Source organism: Stenotrophomonas sp. YJH_SMC_54, from assembly GCF_059368435.1.
The window spans coordinates 12,056-31,071 of record NZ_JCAFRS010000009.1 but is presented as its reverse complement, the minus strand read 5'-3'; the positions used below and the strand labels follow the sequence as shown (position 1 = coordinate 31,071).

The following is a 19,016-nucleotide window of genomic DNA, read 5'->3' as shown; positions in this document are numbered from 1 at the left end:
GAGACCAGCGGCCCGCGCGCGCAACGTCAGGTTGGGCGCGAGCGCAGGCCGTGCGTCCGTCCTGGCCCGACCTCAGCCGCTGTCCATGTCCCCCATTTCGATCCTCCTGATCGGCTTTGCCATGTCCACCGATGCCTTTGCCGCCGCGATCGGCAAGGGTGCGGCCATGCGCAGGCCGGTGTTCCGCGATGCCTTGCGTGCCGGCATCATCTTCGGCGTCATCGAGGCGATCACGCCCATCATCGGCTGGCTGCTCGGTCGCGCCGCGCTGCAGTACGTCGAAGCCTTCGACCACTGGATCGCCTTCGGCCTGCTCGGCGCGCTGGGCATCCACATGATCTACAACGGCCTGCGCCCGGACAGTGCCGAGGAAGACGAAGACCCTTCGCAGCACCACGGCTTCTGGAAGCTGGCGCTGACCGGTTTCGCCACCAGCATCGATGCGATGGCGGTGGGTATCGGCCTGGCCTTCATGGATGTGCATATCGGCGTGATGGCCGCGGTCATCGGCCTGTGCACGCTGACCATGGTCACCGCCGGCATCATGCTCGGCCGCGTGCTGGGCAGCATGGTCGGCAAGCGTGCCGAGATCATCGGTGGCGTGATCCTGGTGATCATCGGTGCGACGATCCTGTACGAGCACCTGCACGGCGTGGGGTAACGCTTCCGCGATTACGTGGTTGCCGGCCAGCGGCCGGCACTACTGCGCGTCGCGCAGCGCGCCGAGGAAGGCGCGCAGCGAGGCCGGCTTGATCGGCTTGGTCAGCACGCGATAGCCACGTTCGCGTGCCATCCGCTTCAGCTCGTCGCGACCATCGGCGGTCAGCAGCGCACCCGGCAGCGGGTAACCGGCGGCTTCGCGCAGGGCCACCAGGGCGTCCAGGCCATCCATGCGGTCGTGCAGGTGGTAGTCGACCAGCATCACCTGTGGCCGTTCGGCCACTTTCTCCAACGCCTGATCCACCGTCGATGCCGTGATCACCTGCACCTGCCAACGGCCGAGCAGTGCGCGCATGCCGTCGAGGATCTCCTCGTCGTTGTCCACGCACAGCACGCGCAGGCCAGCCAGCGAATCGCTGCGTACCGGTGCGGCCACCGCCTGTACCGGCGTGGCCAGCTCGGTGTAACCCGGCAATGGTGCCACCCGCGGCAGAATGATCGAGAACATCGATCCCTTGCCGACCCGGCTGCGCGCATTGAGGCGATGGTCAAGCAGACGCGAGATGCGCTGGCAGATCGACAGGCCCAGGCCCAGGCCCTGCTCGCCCCAGTCGAACGGCTGCTGGTAGCGGTGGAACTCATCGAAGATCTGCCGCATGTGGTGCTCGGGAATGCCAGGACCGGTATCCCAGACCTGCAGCTCCACTTCATCGCCGCGCTGGCGCACGGCCAGCACGATGCGACCCTGGCGGGTGTAACGCAGCGCGTTGGCCAGGAAGTTCTGCAGCACGCGGCGCAGCAGGCGGCGGTCACTGCGCACCCATGCCGGGCGTGCGAACAGGTCCAGGCGCAGGCCACGGCCGGCGGCGACCGGGGTGTACTGCGCGGCCAGCTCACGCATCAACGCACTCACGTCGAACTCGCCGATCACCGGGTGCAGGCCACCGGCATCCAGCCGAGACACATCCAGCAGGCCATCGAGCAGCTCTTCGGCCGCACGCAACGACGCATCCACACGCTCGGCCAGGTGCTTCTGCTCATCGCTCACGTGATCGCTGTCGCGCAGCGCGGAAGCGAACAGGCGTGCGGCGTTCAGTGGCTGCAGCACGTCATGGCTGATCGCCGCCAGGAAGCGGGTCTTCGACTGCTGCGCGACCTCGGCCTCATGCGAACGCTCGGCCACGCGCTGTTCCAGCGTTTCGTTAGCTTCCAGCAGGGCCTTTTCCGCGTGCTTGTAGTCGGTGATGTCGTTGTAGCTGGTCACGTAACCGCCGCCGGGCAGCGCCTGGCCACGCATCTCGATCACCTTGCCATCGCTGCGGGTGCGCTCGAACACGTGCGGTGACCCCGCGCGCATGTAGCCGATGCGTCGGTTGATCTGCACTTCGATATCACCCTCGCCCAGCTCGCCGCGCTCGGCGTTGTAGCGGATCAGGTCGGCCACAGGGCGACCTACGTAGAGCATGCCGTCGGGGTAGCCGAACATGTCCTGGTAACGACGATTCCATGCGGTCAGGCGCATGTCCGGATCGACCACGCTGACCCCGGCGCTGATGTTCTCCAGCGTGGTCGACAGGATCTCGCGGTTGAAGCGCAGTTCCTGCCCGGCTTCGTCCAGCACCGCCACCACTTCGCCCAGGTCCATGCCCGAGCCACGCAGCAGGCTGGTCAGCAGCAGGCGCGCCGAGGCCGCACCAATCGACGCGGCCAGCAGGCGTTCGGTGAACTGCACCCACGGCCGGTCGGCCGGCGCCGAGGATTGCAGCTCGCGGCCCAGCGACTGTGCCTGCTCGAAGAACGAACGCCGCGCGTGGCGCTCGCCGACCACGCGCGAAGCCAGCGCCAGCAGATCGCCCACATGCACGTGACCCGGCCAACCACCCGCCACCGACGGTCGTTCGGCATACGGGTCGAGGAACGGCGCGGCGCGCAGCCGCTCGTCCACACCGGGCCGCCAGCGTGCAGACACCAGCATCATCGTCGCCGCATTGACCAGCAGCGACCAGAACGTGCCATGGGTCAGCGGGTCCCAGCCGGTCATGCCGAACAGCTGCTGCGGGCGCAGCCACTCGATGCCGAACGGGCCGTGCTGCACCCAGCCAGCATCGACCCAGCCGGCCATGGTCATCGCCGGCAGCAGCAGTGTGTACAGCCAGGTGGCGAAGCCCAGCAGCATGCCCACCTCGACACCACGCCGGCTCGCGCCGCGCCAGTACAGACCGCCGATCAGCCCGGGCGCGAACTGCGCCACCGCCGCGAACGCCATCAGGCCGTACGAGGCCAGCGTGCTGTCGTTGCTGCTGGTGCGGTAGTAGCTGTAGGCCATCAGCGCCAGCAGCAGGATCGCCAGGCGGCGGATCCACAGCACGCGCGAGGCAACGTCGGCGGCTTCCTGATGGTCGCCACTGCGACGCAGCAGCACCGGCATCACCAGATCGTTGCTGACCATGGTGGCCAGCGCGATGGACGAGACGATGACCATGCCGGTGGCGGCGGAGAAGCCGCCCACATAGGCGATCAGCGCCAGCGCGTTGCGGCCTTCGGCCAGCGGCAGGGCCAGCACCATCGAGTCGTCGGCGACGCTGCCGCCGGTGCCGAACAGGGTCACGCCGGCGGTGGCGATCGGCAGCACCATGCCCGAGATCAGTACCAGGTAGCCACCGAACATCCAGCGCGCGCGGCGTACGTCGCGCACGTCACCGCACTCGACCACGGCCACGTGGAACTGGCGTGGCAGGCAGATGATGGCCAGGAAGCTGAGCAGGGTCTGCGAGATGAAGCCCACCGGCGGCAGGCCGGTGAACAGCGTATGCACCGACTCGACCACCGCGTCGGTGCGGTTGCTCAGCCACAGGTAGGCGAACACGCCCACGGCCAGCATGGCCAGCAGCTTGATCACCGATTCGAAGGCGATCGCCAGCATCATGCCGTGGTGGTGCTCGGTGGCGTCGACCTGGCGGGTGCCGAACAGGGTGGCGAACAGCGCCATCAGCAGCGCCACGTACAGCGCCGGATCGGTGAAGAAGCCGGTCGGGCCGCTGTTGCCGGTCAGCACCTGCAGGCTCATCGCCACCGCTTTGTACTGCAGGGCCAGGTACGGGATGATGCCGATCAGGGCGATGATCGCCACCAGTGCCGCCAACCGCCGCGAGCGGCCGAAGCGCGAGGAGATGAAATCGGCGATGGAGACCACGTTCTGGCTGCGCGCGATCAGCGCCAGGCGTTCGATGATGCGCCAGCCGAACAACAGCAGCAGCAACGGACCGATATAGATCGGCAGGTAGCCGATGCCGTTGCGCACGGCGGTACCCACCGCGCCGTAGAAGGTCCACGACGAGCAGTAAACGGCCAGCGCCAGGCTGTACACCACCGGCCGCAGCCACGGCCGATCGGGATACATCGGCCGGCGGTCACCCCACCACGCCACGCCGAACAGCAGCGCGGCATAGGCAACCGAGACCAGCAGCAGGATCCAGCTGGAGACCACGCGTGCATTTCCGTCGGAACAGGGGCCAGTAGATCACGACCGTTGGTCGTGAGGGTAGGTCATGGCGGTGGGTCACGACCGTTGGTCCGTCTGGTGGGTCACGACCGTTGGTCGTGACGGGGACATCCGTGCCCACTGACAGTGGGCACCTACCGGGAATCAATGGGCACCCACCAGGAAGCGGTGGGCACCTGCCAGGTACCGGCTTTATTGGGCCGGCACGCCCATTTCCTTCAGCAGCTCGGGCGCCGGGTAGACCTTGGCCAGCAGCCAGCGCAGGTAGCGCATGTCCACGTGCACGGCGCGCTTGTAGCGCGGGTCGAACCACCAGCTGGCGCTGACCGATTCCCAGTTGCTGTCGAAGTTCAGGCCGATCAGTTCGCCCTTGGCGTTGAGCACCGGCGAGCCGGAGTTGCCGCCGGTGGTATCCAGGTTGGTCAGGAAGTTGACCGTCTGGGTCTTCAGCGCCGGGTCGGCGGTGCTGCCGAAGTCACCCTTGGCAATCGCCGCCAGCAGCGGCTTGGGCGCATCGAACGGATAGGCGTTGGTGTTCTTCTCGACGATGCCGGCCACGGTGGTCACCGGCGAGTAGGTCACGCCATCGCGCGGGTGCAGCGCCTCGACCTTGCCGTAGCTGATGCGCAGGGTGCGGTTGGCATCCGGGTACACGGCGCGGCCCTGCTTGGCACGCCAGGCGAACAGCGCCTGCATGTAGGCCGGGCGCAGGCGCAGCTGCTCGCCTTCGCGGGTCTTGCTCTCGTTCTCGATGCGCAGCTGCGCGGCCACCAGCGGGCCGGCCACGGCGATCAGCGGATCGGCGGCCAGCGCCTTGCCTTCGCGTGCGGCAGCGAAGCGCGACAGGCGCTGCGCCTCGTCACCCAGCTGGGTGCCCGCATACAGGGTGTCCAGCGCCTTGGCCAGCTGCTGCGGCGTACGGCCGAAGGCCGCGTCGAACTCGGCCACGCGCTGCGCGTCCGGCAGCTGCTGGTAGCGGGTCAGCAGAGTGGTCAGCAGCGCCTTCTCGACCTCCGGTGCGTAACGGCGCTGGACCTGCTTGAGCACGCCTTCGATCATCGCCTGGTCGCGCTGCTGGTAGCCGCTTTCGCGCTGCGCGTCCGGCTTGGCCGATTCGATGCGCAGGCGCTCCAGCAGCAACGCCGAACGCAGCAGCTGGCTCTGCGCGGCCATCTGGTCCAGCAGCAAGTCACGCTCGCCCACCGCCGCACCCAGCGACAGATTGGCCAGCAGTGCCTTGATGTCGCCCTGGTACTTGCGGTCGGTGGCCGCCAGCATCGCCGTCTCGTCGGCGGCACGCTGGGCCTTGGCGTCGCTGCGCAGCAGGCCTTCCAGCTCACCCGCGGCGCGCTTGCGGTTGTTCTTCAGCGACTGCAGCTGCGAGGCGTAGCGGGTGCGCGCCTGCGCGTCCTTGGCGCTGGCGGCCTCGATGGTGTCGATCATCTGCTGGAACACCGACACGCGGCGCGGCAGCACGGTATCGATCTGGCCAGCGAATTCGGCCGCGGTACGGTGGCGATAGGTGATGCCCGGGTAACCGGCCAGCATCGCGTAGTCACCTTCCTTCGGACCTTCCACCGACATCTGCAGGTGCGCCGGCGCCTGGTAGGGCACGTTGTCCTTGCTGTACGCGGCCGGCTTGCCGTCCTTGCCGACGTAGGCGCGCAGCAGGGTGAAGTCGCCGGTGTGGCGCGGCCACATGAAGTTGTCGATCTCATCGCCGTAGTTGCCGATCGCGCGCGGCGGCGCGTACACCAGGCGCACGTCGCTCAGTTCCAGCTGGGCGATGCGGTAGAAGTCGGTGCCGTAGTACATGTTGGCCACCGAGCAGCGCACGCTGCCGTCCTTCTCGCACTCGGCCACGATCTGCTTGCTGGCCGCATCGACGGCATCGAAGTAGGCGCGGCCGGTCTTGCCACGCGCCTGCGCCAGCACCTGATCGGTCACCTTGTCGAAGCCGACGGTGACCAGCACGCGGAAGTCCGGGTTGGCCGGGCGCTCGTCGCCACGGTCCCTGGCGATGAAGCCACCAGTGATCAGGTCGTGCTCGGGCGAGCTGTTGTACTGGATCACGCCCATCGCCACGTGGTGGTTGGTCAGCAGCAGGCCGTCGGCGGACACGAACGAACCGGTGCCGCCACCGGCACGCACCACGGCGCTCAGCGGCGGCGCAGTGACGTTGGCCAGGTCGGCCGGATTGCCCTTGAAACCTGCGGCCTGCAGCGGCTTGGCCAGTTCCGGCAGCTGGGTCGGCATCCACATGCCTTCATCGGCGTGGGCACCGGCGGCGAGGGTCAGGCCCAGGGCCAGGGCGGTGGGAAGGGCTTTGCGTGGTGACATGAGGCAATCCGGTACGACAGAACAACCCGGGACCATAGCCCGTGGGGCGCTGTCGGGCAACGCCCGATGGTCAGGGGGTCGGGGCCACTCCTACAATCGCGGTTCCCTGCACAACGGACGTCAGCAGATGATCGTCGGTATCGATCTTGGCACCACCCATTCCCTCATCGGCATGCACACGGCAACCGGGCCGCAGCTGTTCCCCAATGCCCATGGCGAGCTGTTGACGCCGTCGGTGGTGAGCCTGGTCGATGGCGCCGTGCTGGTTGGCCAGCCAGCCCGCGACCGCCTGGTCAGCCATCCACAGCAGACCGTGGCCCACTTCAAGCGCTGGATGGGCAGCGATCGCGAGACCCGGCTGGGTGAGCGCAGTTTCCGCCCCGAGGAGCTTTCGGCCATGGTGCTGCGCTCGCTGCTGGCTGACGCCGAAGCCGCACTGGGCCACAAGGTGGAGGAGGCAGTGATCAGCGTACCGGCCTATTTCTCCGACGCCCAGCGCAAGGCTACCCGGGCAGCCGGCGAGCTGGCCGGCATCCGCGTCGAGCGCCTGATCAATGAACCCACGGCCGCCGCGCTGGCCTATGGCCTGCAGGAGCGTGACGGCGAAGGCTGCGTGCTGGTGCTGGACCTGGGCGGTGGCACCTTCGACGTCTCCATCCTGGAACTGTTCGACGGCGTGGTCGAAGTGCATGCCAGCGCCGGCGACAATTTCCTGGGCGGCGAGGATTTCCTGCAGGTACTCGTGCGGGCCTTCCATGCCGACCAGGGCACGTCCGCCAGCGACCTGTCCGCTGCCGAACAGGCGCAGCTGCTGCGTCGACTGGAACTGTTCAAGCGCGAACTCAGCCTGAGCGGCGCTGCCAGCCTGCAGTTGCCCCTGGCCGGCAGCGAACGCCAGTGGCAGATGGACGAGGCGCGCTACACCCAGCTCTGCGAACCGCTGCTGCTGCGCATGCGTGGGCCCATCGAACGCGCGATCCGCGACGCCCGGCTCAAGCCCGACGCGCTGGACGACATCATCCTGGTCGGCGGTGCGGTACGCATGCCGATGGTCAGCAAGCTGGCGACCCGCTTGTTCGGTCGGCTTCCGCTGCGCCATATCCATCCGGACCAGGCGATTGTCTTGGGCGCCGCCGTTGCAGCGGGATTGAAGGCGCGCGACGAATCCTTGCGCGAAGTCGTGTTGACCGATGTCTGCCCCTACACGCTCGGCACGCAGGTGTCCCGCCAGGATGCTGCCGGTGGCGAACGCAGCGGCTACTTCCACCCGATCATCCAGCGCAACAGCGTGGTGCCGGTCAGCCGCGAGGATCGCTTCTACCCGCTGCACGAGCGGCAGGACGCCATCCGTATCGACGTGTTCCAGGGCGAGAGCCCGACGGTGGATCGCAACATCAAGCTCGGTGAGCTGACCGTGCCGCTGACCCATTCTGTCCCGATGCAGGAGCGCAGCGTCACCGCCCGCTTTACCTACGACGTGAACGGGCTGCTGCAGGTCGAAGTCACTGAGGATGCCACCGGCAAGCGCCACGAGCTCATCCTGGAACAGAATCCCGGGCTGCTGTCACCCGAAGAGATCCAGCAGCGCCTGCGCGCACTGGAAGCGCTGAAGATCCACCCGCGTGACGCCCAGCCCAACCTCGCGGTGATCGCCCGCACCGAGCGCCTGTACGAGGAACGCATCCATCACCGCGAACAGCTGCAGTCGTGGCTGAGCAGCTTCCGCCATGTGCTGGAAAGCCAGGACGCCATTGCCGTCGAGCGTCATCGCCGTCAGCTGGACGAGGCACTGGACACCCTCGAGCGCGATGCATGAGCTGGGCACTTCACGTCCTGGAGCTGGACGAAGCCGCTGACGAGCGCGCGATCAAGCGCGCCTATGCAAATCGCCTGCGGGTGACTCGACCCGACGAGGATCCCATCGCCTTCCAGCACCTGCATGAGGCCTATCAGGCGGCATTGGACTGGGTCCGCCAGGAAGCGCTGGCCAATACCGCAGACGAAGACGAACCGGCGGAGCATGCAACCGACATCGCACCCTGGCCGCCCGACGCAGACGTGGCATGGGCGCCGCCCGAAACGCGTTCGTACTCGCCTCCATGGCCACCTCGCGGCACGCCTGTGCTGCTGCGCACGGCACCAGTGGCGGAACTGGAGGGAGCGGTCCACGTATCGGGCCATGCGCACACGATCCTGCGCATGGCCCATCTGTCTTCCCCTGAAGACTTCGGCCCCTGGCTGGAGGCCACGCCGGTGCTGTGGTCGCTGCGCTACAAGCCATTGGTGGGCGACGCGCTGCTGGATGAACTGGCACGCAGTCACAACAGCGTCAGCGCAGCCAACATGGGTCTGCTGGCACGCTGCTTTGGCTGGGATGATGTACACGATGGCGTGGATCCGGACAGGCTGGCATCGATCCAGTCGCGCGGTCATCGACGCTGGGCCGCCGAGACCGGGAATGCGGCAGAGCTGTCGGCACTGCTTGAACAAGAGGGCAGCCTGCGGCTGGGGAGGATCACAGTCAGTCGTTGCCTGCGCTACCTGTCGCAGCCATGGAACCTGCGGCGATCCCTCTGGCAGGCGCAGCTGCCCGAGCACATCAGTGAAGTCAACGCGCTGCTGGATGCCATCGAGTCGGGGGGAAGCGAGCAGTTGCCCGAGGCATGGCATCCGCAGCAGATCCTGTTCTGGCGAAGTCTTGCCGACGTCTCCCGGCCCAGGCGGTGGCGCTGGCAGGTGAACGCGCTGCGTGGCGTGCTGCTGGGCGTCTGCAGCCTGTTGTTCTTCGGTGGAATCGCAGGTGTCTCGTTGGTCCAGGGAAAGGCGGGCGAAGCCTCGATATTCGTCCAGATGGGGGCGCTCCTGGGCCTGCTGCTGGCGGTGATGGGAGTACTGTGGGTGCCTGTTCGCTGGGCGCTGCGCCAACTTACGCTTGACCTCACTCATCGGCGTGCAGGGCTGCTGCTGGCCCTACCTGCGCCGTTGATGGCGATCGGCAGCCTGGTTCTTGTCCATGGCTTGGGCCACCGCATGGAGGGTACGCTGCTGATCTTCATGGCACTGCCCTTGGCGACTGCGCGCCTGTGGCGACGCGTCGGTGCCCGGATGCGATTCGGAGTCCGCCACGGCGTGTTCATGGTACTTGCCATGCTGATCGCCGAAGCAGGCATCGTTCTCACCCTGCTGCAGTGGGGCGCCGAGTTCGTGCACCGCGCGCGTCGTCACGCGCCGATTGACCGGCTTCCGCCGGCCTCTGGAAACACTGCGTGAACCGGGCGCTGGACGCTCTCGGGCTCGACGCCAGCGCCGACGAACGGGCGATCAAGCGCGCCTACGCGCAGAGACTGCGCGCGGCGCGCCCGGACGAAGACCCGGTGGCATTCCAGACGCTGCACGAGGCTTATCAGGAAGCGCTGCGGTGGATACGCAACCGTGCGCAGTGGCAGGAGGAAAGCAGTGCAGAAGCGCTCGCGACCACGCCTGCGGACAACAGCCCGCCCGAGCCACTGGAGCCGTACGACAGCCATTCGCCGATGGACCACATGCCGGAGCTGCATCATCCATGCACGCTCGACACCGACATGCCGGACGATGTGGTGGAGCCATCATTGAACCTGCCCCGGTTTGCGCGCCTGCTGATCAACACCGCCGGCGACACCGACCCGGCCAGCTTCGAGCACTGGCTGGCCGGGCGTCCGGAGCTGTGGTCATTGGCCGACAGGCCACGTATCGGTGACGTGGTCCTGCAGCAGCTGCTGCACCAGGGCGGCCCGCTGTGCGAGTCCAATTTCGATCTGCTCGGTCGATACTTCTGCTGGGATGAGATCCGGGCTGATATCGATCCCTACCGGGTCCGTGCACGACGCAGCCAACTGCATCGCCACTGGCAGCTGCAGCCGCGCAACCATGCGGCCCTCACCACAGCACTGGACCGACCGCAGGATCGGGTGTCCCCCCATGAAGCCCGTGCCCGCGTGGAACGCTTGACCCGGCCGTGGCACTGGCTGCAATCGCTGCTGTCGTCCTGCGTGCCCGGGCGCGCAGGCACCATGCGGCGCACGATGCAGCATCTGGGGGTGCATACCGTCCGCGACACGCTGGCGCCACTGGACGCGGATCAGGTCGCCTTCTGGCTGGCGATATCGCAGCCCAGGCGCTTCAACATCCCGAAGTTGCAGGTCGCGATTGTCCGCTGCCTGCTGGGCGCGCTGATCGTACTGGCGGTTCTGGCGGTGCTGGCACTACTGGGTGATGCCGTGCGACCACGTGCGCTCAACACGTCCGGCATGAAACGCGCGGCAATCCATGCCTCGGTGGTCATCGTGTCCGGCGCCCTCATGCTGGCGCACTTCGTGGGGTGGACTCCATCGCGAACGGCGTCCGCGCCAACACCGGCCGAACCACCGTCGCCGCTCGATGGGCAAGGCGTGCTCACGCACGGGCCTCGTCCGCGCAGGCCTGCTCCCTCATTCGCAGTCGTGAGCCAGCTGGACCCTGGCACCGGCAACGGTTGAATGGCGGCGGGTTATTTCTCCCGCCGCCAGTTGATCGACCCACGGTTTTCCACCGTGCTCGACTCCACTTCCACGTCGAAGCCACGACGCAGCAGGTACTTCAGCGTGATCACCGAACCGGCACCGACCAGCGACACGCCGTAGCCGACGTACAGCTTGGGCGAGATGTACTTGCCGACCCCGATCACCGAGCCGCCCAGCGCGCGCGACTGGCTCACGCCGGCATCGTCCAGGCCCAGCTTGGCGCCCAGCTGCGACGCCAGCAGGCCGCTGCCAGCCGAGAGCGCCGCCGAGGCCGCGTTGACCTGCTGGGCCTGGTCGCTGCTGGCACCGGTCAGGCTGCGCCCCAGCACCAGGTAGGCCAGTGCCTCGGACTGCGACATCGCCGGCTCGGACCACACGTCCGCGCGCGGCTGCTGCGCACGCCCGGTCACGTCGATGCCGGCGGTGACATCACCGATCCGGCGCTCGGCACGGATGTTGATGCGCGGGTCGGACACCGCGTTGTAGTTCCAGGTGAGGTTGCCACGGGTGATGGTCAGGTCCTGCCCGTATGCCTTGTAGCGACCACTCACTTCCAGGCCACCATTGGCGGTCATTTCGCGGCCAGGCTTGGCCCAGACCTGCATCTTGCCGGTCAGCGCGCCCTTCAGGCCGAAGCCGGTCATCTTGACCTTGTCGCCAAGACTGACGGTCAGGTCCATGTCCAGCGGCGAGGTGCGCGACTCTTCCGGGTCGGCCGGGTCCAGCACCACCACGTCCTCGGACACCGAGGTGCCACGATCCAGGCGTTCGAGATCGATGTCGGCCTCGGGCACGTGCACGGTGCCGCGCAGCTCCATCGCCGCCTTGGCCAGCGTGAAGTCGAGGTTGGGGTTGGCGACGATGCGCAGCTCGCTGGTGTTGGACAGCAGCACGTTCTCGCCGTGGATCTTCAGCTGCAGCGGCTGTGCATCACCAAACCACGACAGGCCACCATCGACATAAAGCGTGCCCTGGCCCGAGTTGGCCTGCGCGGTGATCTTTGCCGAACCGTCGGGCTGGGCCACGAAGCTGCCCTTGCCCTGGTCGAAGGTCAGGCCCAGCGCGGGGAATTCGCCCTTGAAGTTGCTCAGCTGGGCGTCACCGCCCAGCGATGGCTGGCCGCGCGTACCGCGCAGGCTGACGTGGCCCTCGATCAGGCCGGTCGGGCGCACGATGTCCGGCGAGAACAGCTCCAGCCAGTACAGCCGCGACATGTTGAGGTAGAGCTCGCCGTTCAGCGGCGCACTGGCCTCCCAGCCGGTCTGCATCCTGGCATCGACGAAGCCGTTGCCCTGGAAGCCCATGCCCAGGTAGCCCTTGATGCTGGCCGGGGTCATGTCGAGCTTGAGCGAGAACTGGTCATAACGCACCAGCTCGCCGCGGGTGGTATCCCCCACGGTGTTGCGGTTCTCGCCCAGGCGCACGCCGCCTTCCTTCGAGCGCACCTCTACATGGCCTTCCCAAGCATTGCCGCGCGGGCGGATCTGCGCGTCCAGGCTGACATCGCCACGCAGGTAGATGCGGCGGCCGGACTGCGGCGGCAGCCACGGCTGCACCAGCGCCAGCGGCAGCGCATCACTGCGCACCACCAGGCCCTCACGCGGCCAGTTGGCCTGTGCGCACAGCGCGCCGCTGCTGGCCGCGGCCAGGCAGGCTTCGGACAGGGTGTAGGTGCTGCCGTTGATCGCGAACGCCGCCGGTGCACGCAACGACCAGGCATCGCCCTTCACCGGTGCGATACGCAGCGACGCCAGCTCGCCGCGCCACTGCGCGCCCTGTTGGCGGACGCTGCCCTGCAGCTCGATCGCACCCATCTCGTTGCGGGTCTGCGCGGCCAGGCGCAGGTTGGAGACACTGCCCTGCGCATCCACGTTCAAGCGTTCCAGCAGCATGCCGGCGTTGACCTGCTGGCCCTGCACCGCCAGCGTGCCGCTGTCGCCGCGCCATGGCAGGTGGCCCTTGATGCTCACGCTCTCGGCGCCGTAGCCGTCCCAGTTGAGGTTGTTGCCGACCAGGTCGGCAGTGATGTCCGGCGCATCGCGCGGGCCCTTCACCTGTACCTGTCCACGCAGGCCGCCATCGGCGCCGGGCAGCAGATCGCTCAGCTGCAGCGGTTCGAAACGCGCGTCGATGTCGAGGCGATCACCCACCTTGCCCGACGCGGTCACCCGGCTGCTGCCCAGCGACAGCTTCAGATCGCCCTGGCCCTGCGCGCCCTGCAGCGCGAACTTGCCCTGTGCGTCGAGATTGCGCTGGCGCAGTATGCCCTTCAGCGAGGGTAGGTCGACGGTGGCTTCCAGCGTGCCGGCGGTGCCCGGCGGCGCGTTTGCCGGCGGCGGCAGCTGGCGGCCCTTGGAGGCCAGGTTGCCGGACAGGCGGCCGTTCCAGCCCGGCACGAAATAGCCGGGGTCGAAGTCCTTCAGCGTGGCCTTGGCATCCCAGTCCAGCTGCGGTGCCCACGCCACCTGGCCTTCCACCTGCAGCTGCCCACCCGGCGTCTGCGCCTGCAGCTGGTGGATCGACGCGGCCTGGTCATTGCCGCGTACGTCGAACTGCAGCTGTGCCTTCTGCTTTTCGCGTTCGACATCGGCACGGCCGATCGCGGCCCACGCCTTCAAGGTACCGGCCAGGCCGAAGCGCGCTTCCTTCAGGGTGACCGGCACCGGTGCGCTGCCGGCCGTGTTCGGATCGGGCGCCGGCACGTAGGTCAGGTCATGGGCGACCACCGAGAAATTGAGTTTCTGCTGGTCTTCCTGGCTGAAGTCGGCGGTGCCTTCCAGCCGTGCCTCACCGCCAAGCCCTTTCACCAGCAGGGGCGACACCTTCAGCACCTGGTCCTGCAGCGACACCACCGACGGTGCCAGCTCCAGCTCCTGATCACCCTGCTTCACCTTGCCACGCAGGTTGGCGTTGCCGCCCTTGCCAGCCGCGGTGAAGTCCAGTGCGAGTGGTGCGATCGCCGAGCTGGCCAGTGCCGGCGACAGCAGCGCCAGATCCAGTTCGTCGCTGCGGATGCTGGCGCTCCAGCTCGGATCGGTGCGGCCATCGAACACCAGCATCGCGTGCAGCGGCTTCGGCGCGCGCCCGGCTACGGCCACTTCCATGTGCGCCAGGTCACCGCGTGCCACCAGCCCCACCGTCGCTGCGGTACGGCCACGCGGGGCCGGCAACACTGCGGTGACGGTCACGTCGGTGTCGTAGTCCTTGGCCGGGATGTAGCGGCCCTGGGCGGTGAAATTGCCCATGTCGCTGTCCACGACCAGTTTGTGCGCCTGGAACTCGCCATTGGCGATCTCGATGCCACCACGCACACGGCTGATGTCGATCACCGGCTCGTTGGCCTGGCTGATGCGGAAGCCGTCGATGGCAATGGCATCGGCCTGGATCGCCAGCGGCATTTCGATCTGCGGCAGCGAATCGGGCCACGACGGCAGCTTGAACGGCTCGTCACTCTTGGCCAGGTTCAGCGTCGCGTTGGTCAGCTCCAGCTTGTCCAGCAGCAGCTTGCGGCCCAGCAGCGGGCGCAGGTCCGGCTCCAGGTGCGCGCGCTCGGCGTGGAAATGGATGTCGTCGTAGCGGAAGTCGACGTTGTACAGGGTCAGCGGACCGGCCACCGGGCCGTCCACCTTGTCCCAGGTGAAGCTGGCGCCCACCGGCAGCCGCGCCACCACCTGTGCCAGCAGCACGTCGCGGCCGGCCACGGTCTGCAGCAGCCAGTACACCGCCAGCAACGCCAGCAGCACCAGGCCGATCACGCCCACGCCGGACCACGCCCAGAAGCGGCGGCGGCGGTAGAAACGCACGCGCGGCGGCGGCGTGTTCGGGGTGGGTGCGGGCGTGCTCACAGGTCCGCTCCGATGTTGAGGTAAAGCTGGAACTGCGAATCCGGATTGTTCAGGCCATGCGCGATATCCACGCGCACCGGGCCCACCGGCGATTTCCAGCGCACGCCGAAGCCGACGCCGGTGTGCAGATCAATGGTGTTGTCGAAGGCGCTGCCGGTATCGACGAACACCGCCGCGCCCCACGGGCCGCCATTGAAGTAGTGCTCGTACTCGGCCGAGCCGATCACCAGGTTCTTGGCGCCCAGCGCGTATTTGTCGGGTTTGGGTGTGCGCGGGCCGACTTCGCGGTAGGCGTAACCGCGGATGCTGCGGTCACCGCCCGCGAAGTAGCGCAGGCTCGGCGGCATCGCCACCAGATCGCTGGTCCAGGTGGTACCCCCCTCGCCGCGCAGGATCAGGCGGTTGCTTTCACCCACCGGGATGTACCAGCGCAGCACGGCGTTGGCCTGCACGAAGCTGGTGTCCGAGCCAGCACCTTCAACGCCGGCGCGCATCGTCGCAGTACCGCTGATGCCCTTGCGCGGGAACATCTCGTCGTCGACGTTGACGTAGTCGGCAACCATCTGCGGGTACACCAGCGTCGAGGTGTTGTAGACGGCATCGGTGAATTCAGTGCCGGAGGCATAGCGCCAACGCTCGCGCAGTGCGTTGATCGAGGCGATCGCGGTCCAGTGCTCGTTGATCTCGCCGCTGCGGCTGGCGATCAGCTTGAAGTTGCGCAGGTCGATGTAATCGGTCTGCTCGTCATACGCACTGGCGGCGAAGGTGTACCAGCCGTCAAGCCAGTTGAAGGCGGGGATGCGGTAGCTGGTCACCAGGCTCTTGCGCTTCTGCGCATAGTCCAGCTGCGTGTTCATCTTGTGGCCGCGGTTGTTCAGGAACCGCCGCTCGATGCCGCCGCGCACACCCGGACCACTCTCGCTGCCGTAGCTCAGACCCGCGGTATAGATGGTGCGCTTGGCGCGGGTCAGCTTCACATCCACCGGCACTTCGCCGTTGGCATCGGCCTGGTCGGGCCGTGGCTGGATGTCGATCACGCTGAAGTAGTCCAGCTTGGTCAGCGACTCGCGCAGCCGGTCCAGCTTGCCCTCGTGGAAGTAGCTGCCCTGTTCCCAGTACACCAGCGGGTCGAACAGCTTGTCGACGAAGTAATCCTGCTCGAAACGCACCGGCCCCATGTTGTAGCGGCGGCCGCTGTCCCAGGTCAGGTCGATGTCGGCTGCGTTGTCGGCGCGGGTGATCTGCACCTGGCGCTGGGTGTAGTCGGCATCGAAGTAGCCACGCTCGGCCAGGCGACGGGTGATGGTGATCTTGCTGGCTTCGTACTGCGTGTGCTCGAAGCGCTGGCCCTTGCGGGGCTTGAATGCGGCCAGGTCGTCCTGCAGGTACTGGTCATACATCGCCGGCCCGGTGATGTCGATGTGCTCACGGCGCACGGTCACCGGGGTGCCCTTGTCGACATGGATCAGCACCCGCACATGCTCGTCCTCGCGCGGCGCCTCGACCTTGATCACCGGGTTATAGTACCCGAAGGGTTCCAGTGCCTGGCGGGTCTGCCGCTCGGCCTGTGACAGCAGGTACTCCAGGCGCGATTCGCCCTGTTCCTTGCCGATCGTGTCGTACAGCGACAGCGATTCCTGGATGTTCTCGATGATTGCGGCGTCGTCGCCCTTGTCCAATCCCTTGATGTCCACCTTGTCGATGGTGCCGCGCGCGTGGGCCACGGAGGTGGCGGCCAGCGACAGGACCATCAGCGGCAGGGCGTATTTCTTTGGCTGCATGCGGCACAGCATACCGACCGAAGGTGACGATGCGAAATGCATCACGTCATTCGGGATCGGTTGTTAAGTGGCGGTCAAAATACGCGCCTTTGTGGCGATCCTCGTGATCGCAGGCGAGGATGCCGGCATCGTGCGCGATGCCGGCGATGACCCCGATGGACATCCGCCGACGGTGTTCCGGTAGTGCCGGCCGCTGGCCGGCAATCCACAGGTCGATGCGATGCGCGGTGGCAATGCCGGCCAGCGGCCGGCACTACCGATACGGGCATCAGCTCGACAGATGCTCGATCGCTGCCACCTTGCCCAGGCGCTCGCCCAGCATCGTCAGCAGCGCCAGGCGGTTGCCACGCAACGCCGGATCTTCCGCATTGACCATCACGCCATCGAAGAACGCGTCGACCTGCGGGCGCAGGCGGGCCAGGCGCGCCAGCACCGCCACGTAATCCTTCTGATGCAGGCTGGCGCCGGTGTCGTCGATGGCCGCAGTGACCGCTTCAGCCAGCGCGCGCTCGGCGTCTTCCTGCAGCAGCGCCGGGTCGATCTGGGCCGGAATGTCGCCTTCAGCCTTGCGGAGGATGTTGCGGATGCGCTTGTTGGCCGCAGCCAGCGCCTCGGCTTCCGGCAGCGCGGCGAAGGTGCCGATCGCGTCCAGGCGGCGGTCGAAGTCATACAGCGAGACAGGCTTCAGTTCGGCCACCGCATTGAAGTGCGTGGCTGGCACGTTCTTGTCGCCGTAATAACCCTTCAGGCGGTCGAGGATGAAGTCGTACAGCTCGCCGACGTCGGCCTGCACGTTGCGTGCGGCCAGGCCGGCGTTGGCGCTGGCCAGCAGTGCGCGCAGGTCCAGCTCGAAGCCGCTTTCGATGATCGTGCGCGCCAGGCCCAGCGCATTGCGGCGCAGCGCGAACGGGTCCTTGTTGCCGGTCGGCTTCAGGCCTGCGGCGAAGCCGCCGGCCAGGGTGTCCACGCGTTCGGCAATGGCCAGGACCTTGCCCAGCGGCGACAGCGCGATGTCATCACCACCGAAACGTGGCTGGTAGGCCTCGTCGATGGCCAGCGCCACCTCGGCCGATTCGCCACCGGCCACGGCGTAGTGGCGGCCGGCGATGCCCTGCAGCTCCGGGAACTCGTTGACCATGCGCGACTGCAGGTCGTTCTTGGCCAGTTCGGCAGCCCGCCTGGCCTGCGCGGCATCGGCACCGACCTGGGGTGCGATCACTTCGGCCAGTGCAGCCACGCGCGCCACCTTGTCGGCCACGCTGCCCAGCTTGGCCTGGTAGGTCACCGTCTTCAGCCCCTCACCCATCGACACCAGGCCCTGCTTCAGGTCCTCGTCGAAGAAGAACTTGGCATCGGCGAACCGCGGACGGATCACCCGCTCGTAGCCCTTGGCCACTTCGGCCACGTTCTTCGATTCGATGTTGGCGATGCCGATGAACTTCTCGGTCAGCGTGCCTGCCGCATCCAGCACCGGGAAGAACTTCTGGTTGATCTCCATCGTCTCGATCAGCGCTTCCTGCGGCACCGCCAGGAACGCGCGCTCGAAGCTGCACAGCACCGCCGACGGCCATTCGACCAGGTTCACCACCTGCTCCAGGTTGTCGTCGGTGATGCGGGCGCTGCCACCGGCCTTGGCCGCAGCGGCCTCGACCTCGGCGACGATGCGCGCGCGGCGCTCGCTCGGGTCGACCAGCACGAACGCGGCGCGCAGCGCTTCAACGTAGTCCTGCGGCTGCGCCAGCGACACCGCCTGGTCATGGTGGAAGCGATGGCCACGGCTGACGCGGCCGGCCTGCAGGCCGAACAGTTCGGCCTCGACCACGTTGGCGCCGTGCAGCAGCACCAGCCAGTGCGCCGGGCGCGCGAAGCCCCAGGCGTGGTCGCCCCAGCGCATCGGCTTGGGAATCGGCATCGCCGCGATCGCCTCGCGCAGGATCTCCGGCAGCAGGCTGGCGGTGCTCGCGCCCGGGGTCACCGCGCGGTGCACGAAGCGCTCGCCCTTGTTGTCGGTGGTCTTCTCCAGCGCGGTCCAGTCGATCCCGGCCTTGGCGGCGAAGCCCTGCAACGCCTTGGTCGGCTGGCCTTCGGCGTCCAGCGCAATGTTCAGGTACGGGCCCAGCACTTCGCTGTGCTGCTCCGGCTGTTCCAGACCGACGCCCGGCAGCAGCACGGCCAGTCGGCGCGGGGTCGACAGCGGGCGCGCATCGCCCAGTTCCAGCGCGACGCCGCGCTTGCGCAGGCCTTCGACGACACCGTCGAAGAATGCCTGGGCCAGGCCCGGCAGCGCCTTGACCGGCAGCTCCTCGGTGCCCAGTTCGATCAGCAGGGGGGACAGTTGGCTCATCGGTTC

9 protein-coding genes are annotated in these 19,016 nt (G+C 67.4%); 4 read left to right on the top strand and 5 right to left on the bottom strand.

What is annotated here, in order from left to right; genetic code table 11:
• Positions 1–85 precede the first annotated feature (85 nt).
• Positions 86–661 carry a manganese efflux pump MntP gene (locus AC5P5S_RS11900; RefSeq protein WP_049397048.1) on the top strand — a complete coding sequence of 192 codons (576 nt, stop codon included), beginning with the start codon at positions 86–88 and terminating at the stop codon, positions 659–661.
• Positions 662–700: 39 nt separating this feature from the next.
• Here AC5P5S_RS11900 and AC5P5S_RS11895 read toward each other — a convergent pair whose 3' ends face one another.
• Both AC5P5S_RS11895 and AC5P5S_RS11890 read right to left on the bottom strand, forming a co-directional pair.
• Positions 701–4,147 (bottom strand): hybrid sensor histidine kinase/response regulator, encoded by a 3,447-nt coding sequence (locus tag AC5P5S_RS11895; protein WP_043034414.1) that lies wholly within the window; start codon positions 4,145–4,147, stop codon positions 701–703.
• A gap of 207 nt (positions 4,148–4,354) precedes the next feature.
• A complete protein-coding gene (locus AC5P5S_RS11890) occupies positions 4,355–6,502 on the bottom strand; it encodes a S46 family peptidase (RefSeq protein WP_062605309.1) in 2,148 nt (715 codons plus the stop codon).
• Between the two features lie 127 nt (positions 6,503–6,629).
• On the opposite strand from AC5P5S_RS11890, the gene AC5P5S_RS11885 reads away from it, so the two are divergent.
• The 3 genes from AC5P5S_RS11885 to AC5P5S_RS11875 are packed head-to-tail and all read left to right on the top strand — an operon-like array spanning position 6,630 to position 11,016.
• Positions 6,630–8,318: a molecular chaperone HscC gene (locus tag AC5P5S_RS11885; RefSeq protein ID WP_062605307.1), complete on the top strand. Its 1,689-nt coding sequence runs from the start codon at positions 6,630–6,632 to the stop codon at positions 8,316–8,318.
• A complete protein-coding gene (locus tag AC5P5S_RS11880; protein WP_049397053.1) occupies positions 8,315–9,772 on the top strand; it encodes a J domain-containing protein in 1,458 nt (485 codons plus the stop codon). The genes AC5P5S_RS11885 and AC5P5S_RS11880 overlap by 4 nt, the downstream gene beginning before the upstream one ends.
• On the top strand, positions 9,769–11,016 hold the full coding sequence (locus AC5P5S_RS11875; protein WP_049397055.1) for a J domain-containing protein: 1,248 nt from the start codon (positions 9,769–9,771) through the stop codon (positions 11,014–11,016). Before AC5P5S_RS11880 ends, AC5P5S_RS11875 begins: the two co-directional genes overlap by 4 nt.
• A gap of 11 nt (positions 11,017–11,027) precedes the next feature.
• Here the strand turns inward: AC5P5S_RS11875 and AC5P5S_RS11870 are convergent, their stop codons facing one another.
• The 3 genes from AC5P5S_RS11870 to glyS form a co-directional block, all read right to left on the bottom strand.
• Positions 11,028–14,885, bottom strand: a complete 3,858-nt coding sequence (locus AC5P5S_RS11870) for a translocation/assembly module TamB domain-containing protein (RefSeq protein WP_033835359.1) — start codon at positions 14,883–14,885, stop codon at positions 11,028–11,030.
• Positions 14,882–16,678 carry an autotransporter assembly complex protein TamA gene (locus AC5P5S_RS11865; RefSeq protein WP_005414924.1) on the bottom strand — a complete coding sequence of 599 codons (1,797 nt, stop codon included), beginning with the start codon at positions 16,676–16,678 and terminating at the stop codon, positions 14,882–14,884. The genes AC5P5S_RS11870 and AC5P5S_RS11865 overlap by 4 nt, the downstream gene beginning before the upstream one ends.
• Positions 16,679–16,934: 256 nt before the next feature.
• Positions 16,935–19,010, bottom strand: coding sequence for a glycine--tRNA ligase subunit beta (gene glyS / locus AC5P5S_RS11860; RefSeq protein ID WP_012481648.1), 2,076 nt, complete (start codon positions 19,008–19,010; stop codon positions 16,935–16,937).
• Positions 19,011–19,016 lie beyond the last annotated feature (6 nt).

Excerpts from the sequence above, each read along its gene's own strand:
- AC5P5S_RS11900 (WP_049397048.1), top strand. The coding sequence starts at position 86 with ATGTCCCCCATTTCGATCCTCCTGATCGGCTTTGCCATGTCCACCGAT.
- AC5P5S_RS11890 (WP_062605309.1), bottom strand. The coding sequence starts at position 6,502 with ATGTCACCACGCAAAGCCCTTCCCACCGCCCTGGCCCTGGGCCTGACC.
- AC5P5S_RS11885 (WP_062605307.1), top strand. The coding sequence starts at position 6,630 with ATGATCGTCGGTATCGATCTTGGCACCACCCATTCCCTCATCGGCATG.
- AC5P5S_RS11880 (WP_049397053.1), top strand. The coding sequence starts at position 8,315 with ATGAGCTGGGCACTTCACGTCCTGGAGCTGGACGAAGCCGCTGACGAG.
- AC5P5S_RS11865 (WP_005414924.1), bottom strand. The coding sequence starts at position 16,678 with ATGCTGTGCCGCATGCAGCCAAAGAAATACGCCCTGCCGCTGATGGTC.
- glyS (WP_012481648.1), bottom strand. The coding sequence starts at position 19,010 with ATGAGCCAACTGTCCCCCCTGCTGATCGAACTGGGCACCGAGGAGCTG.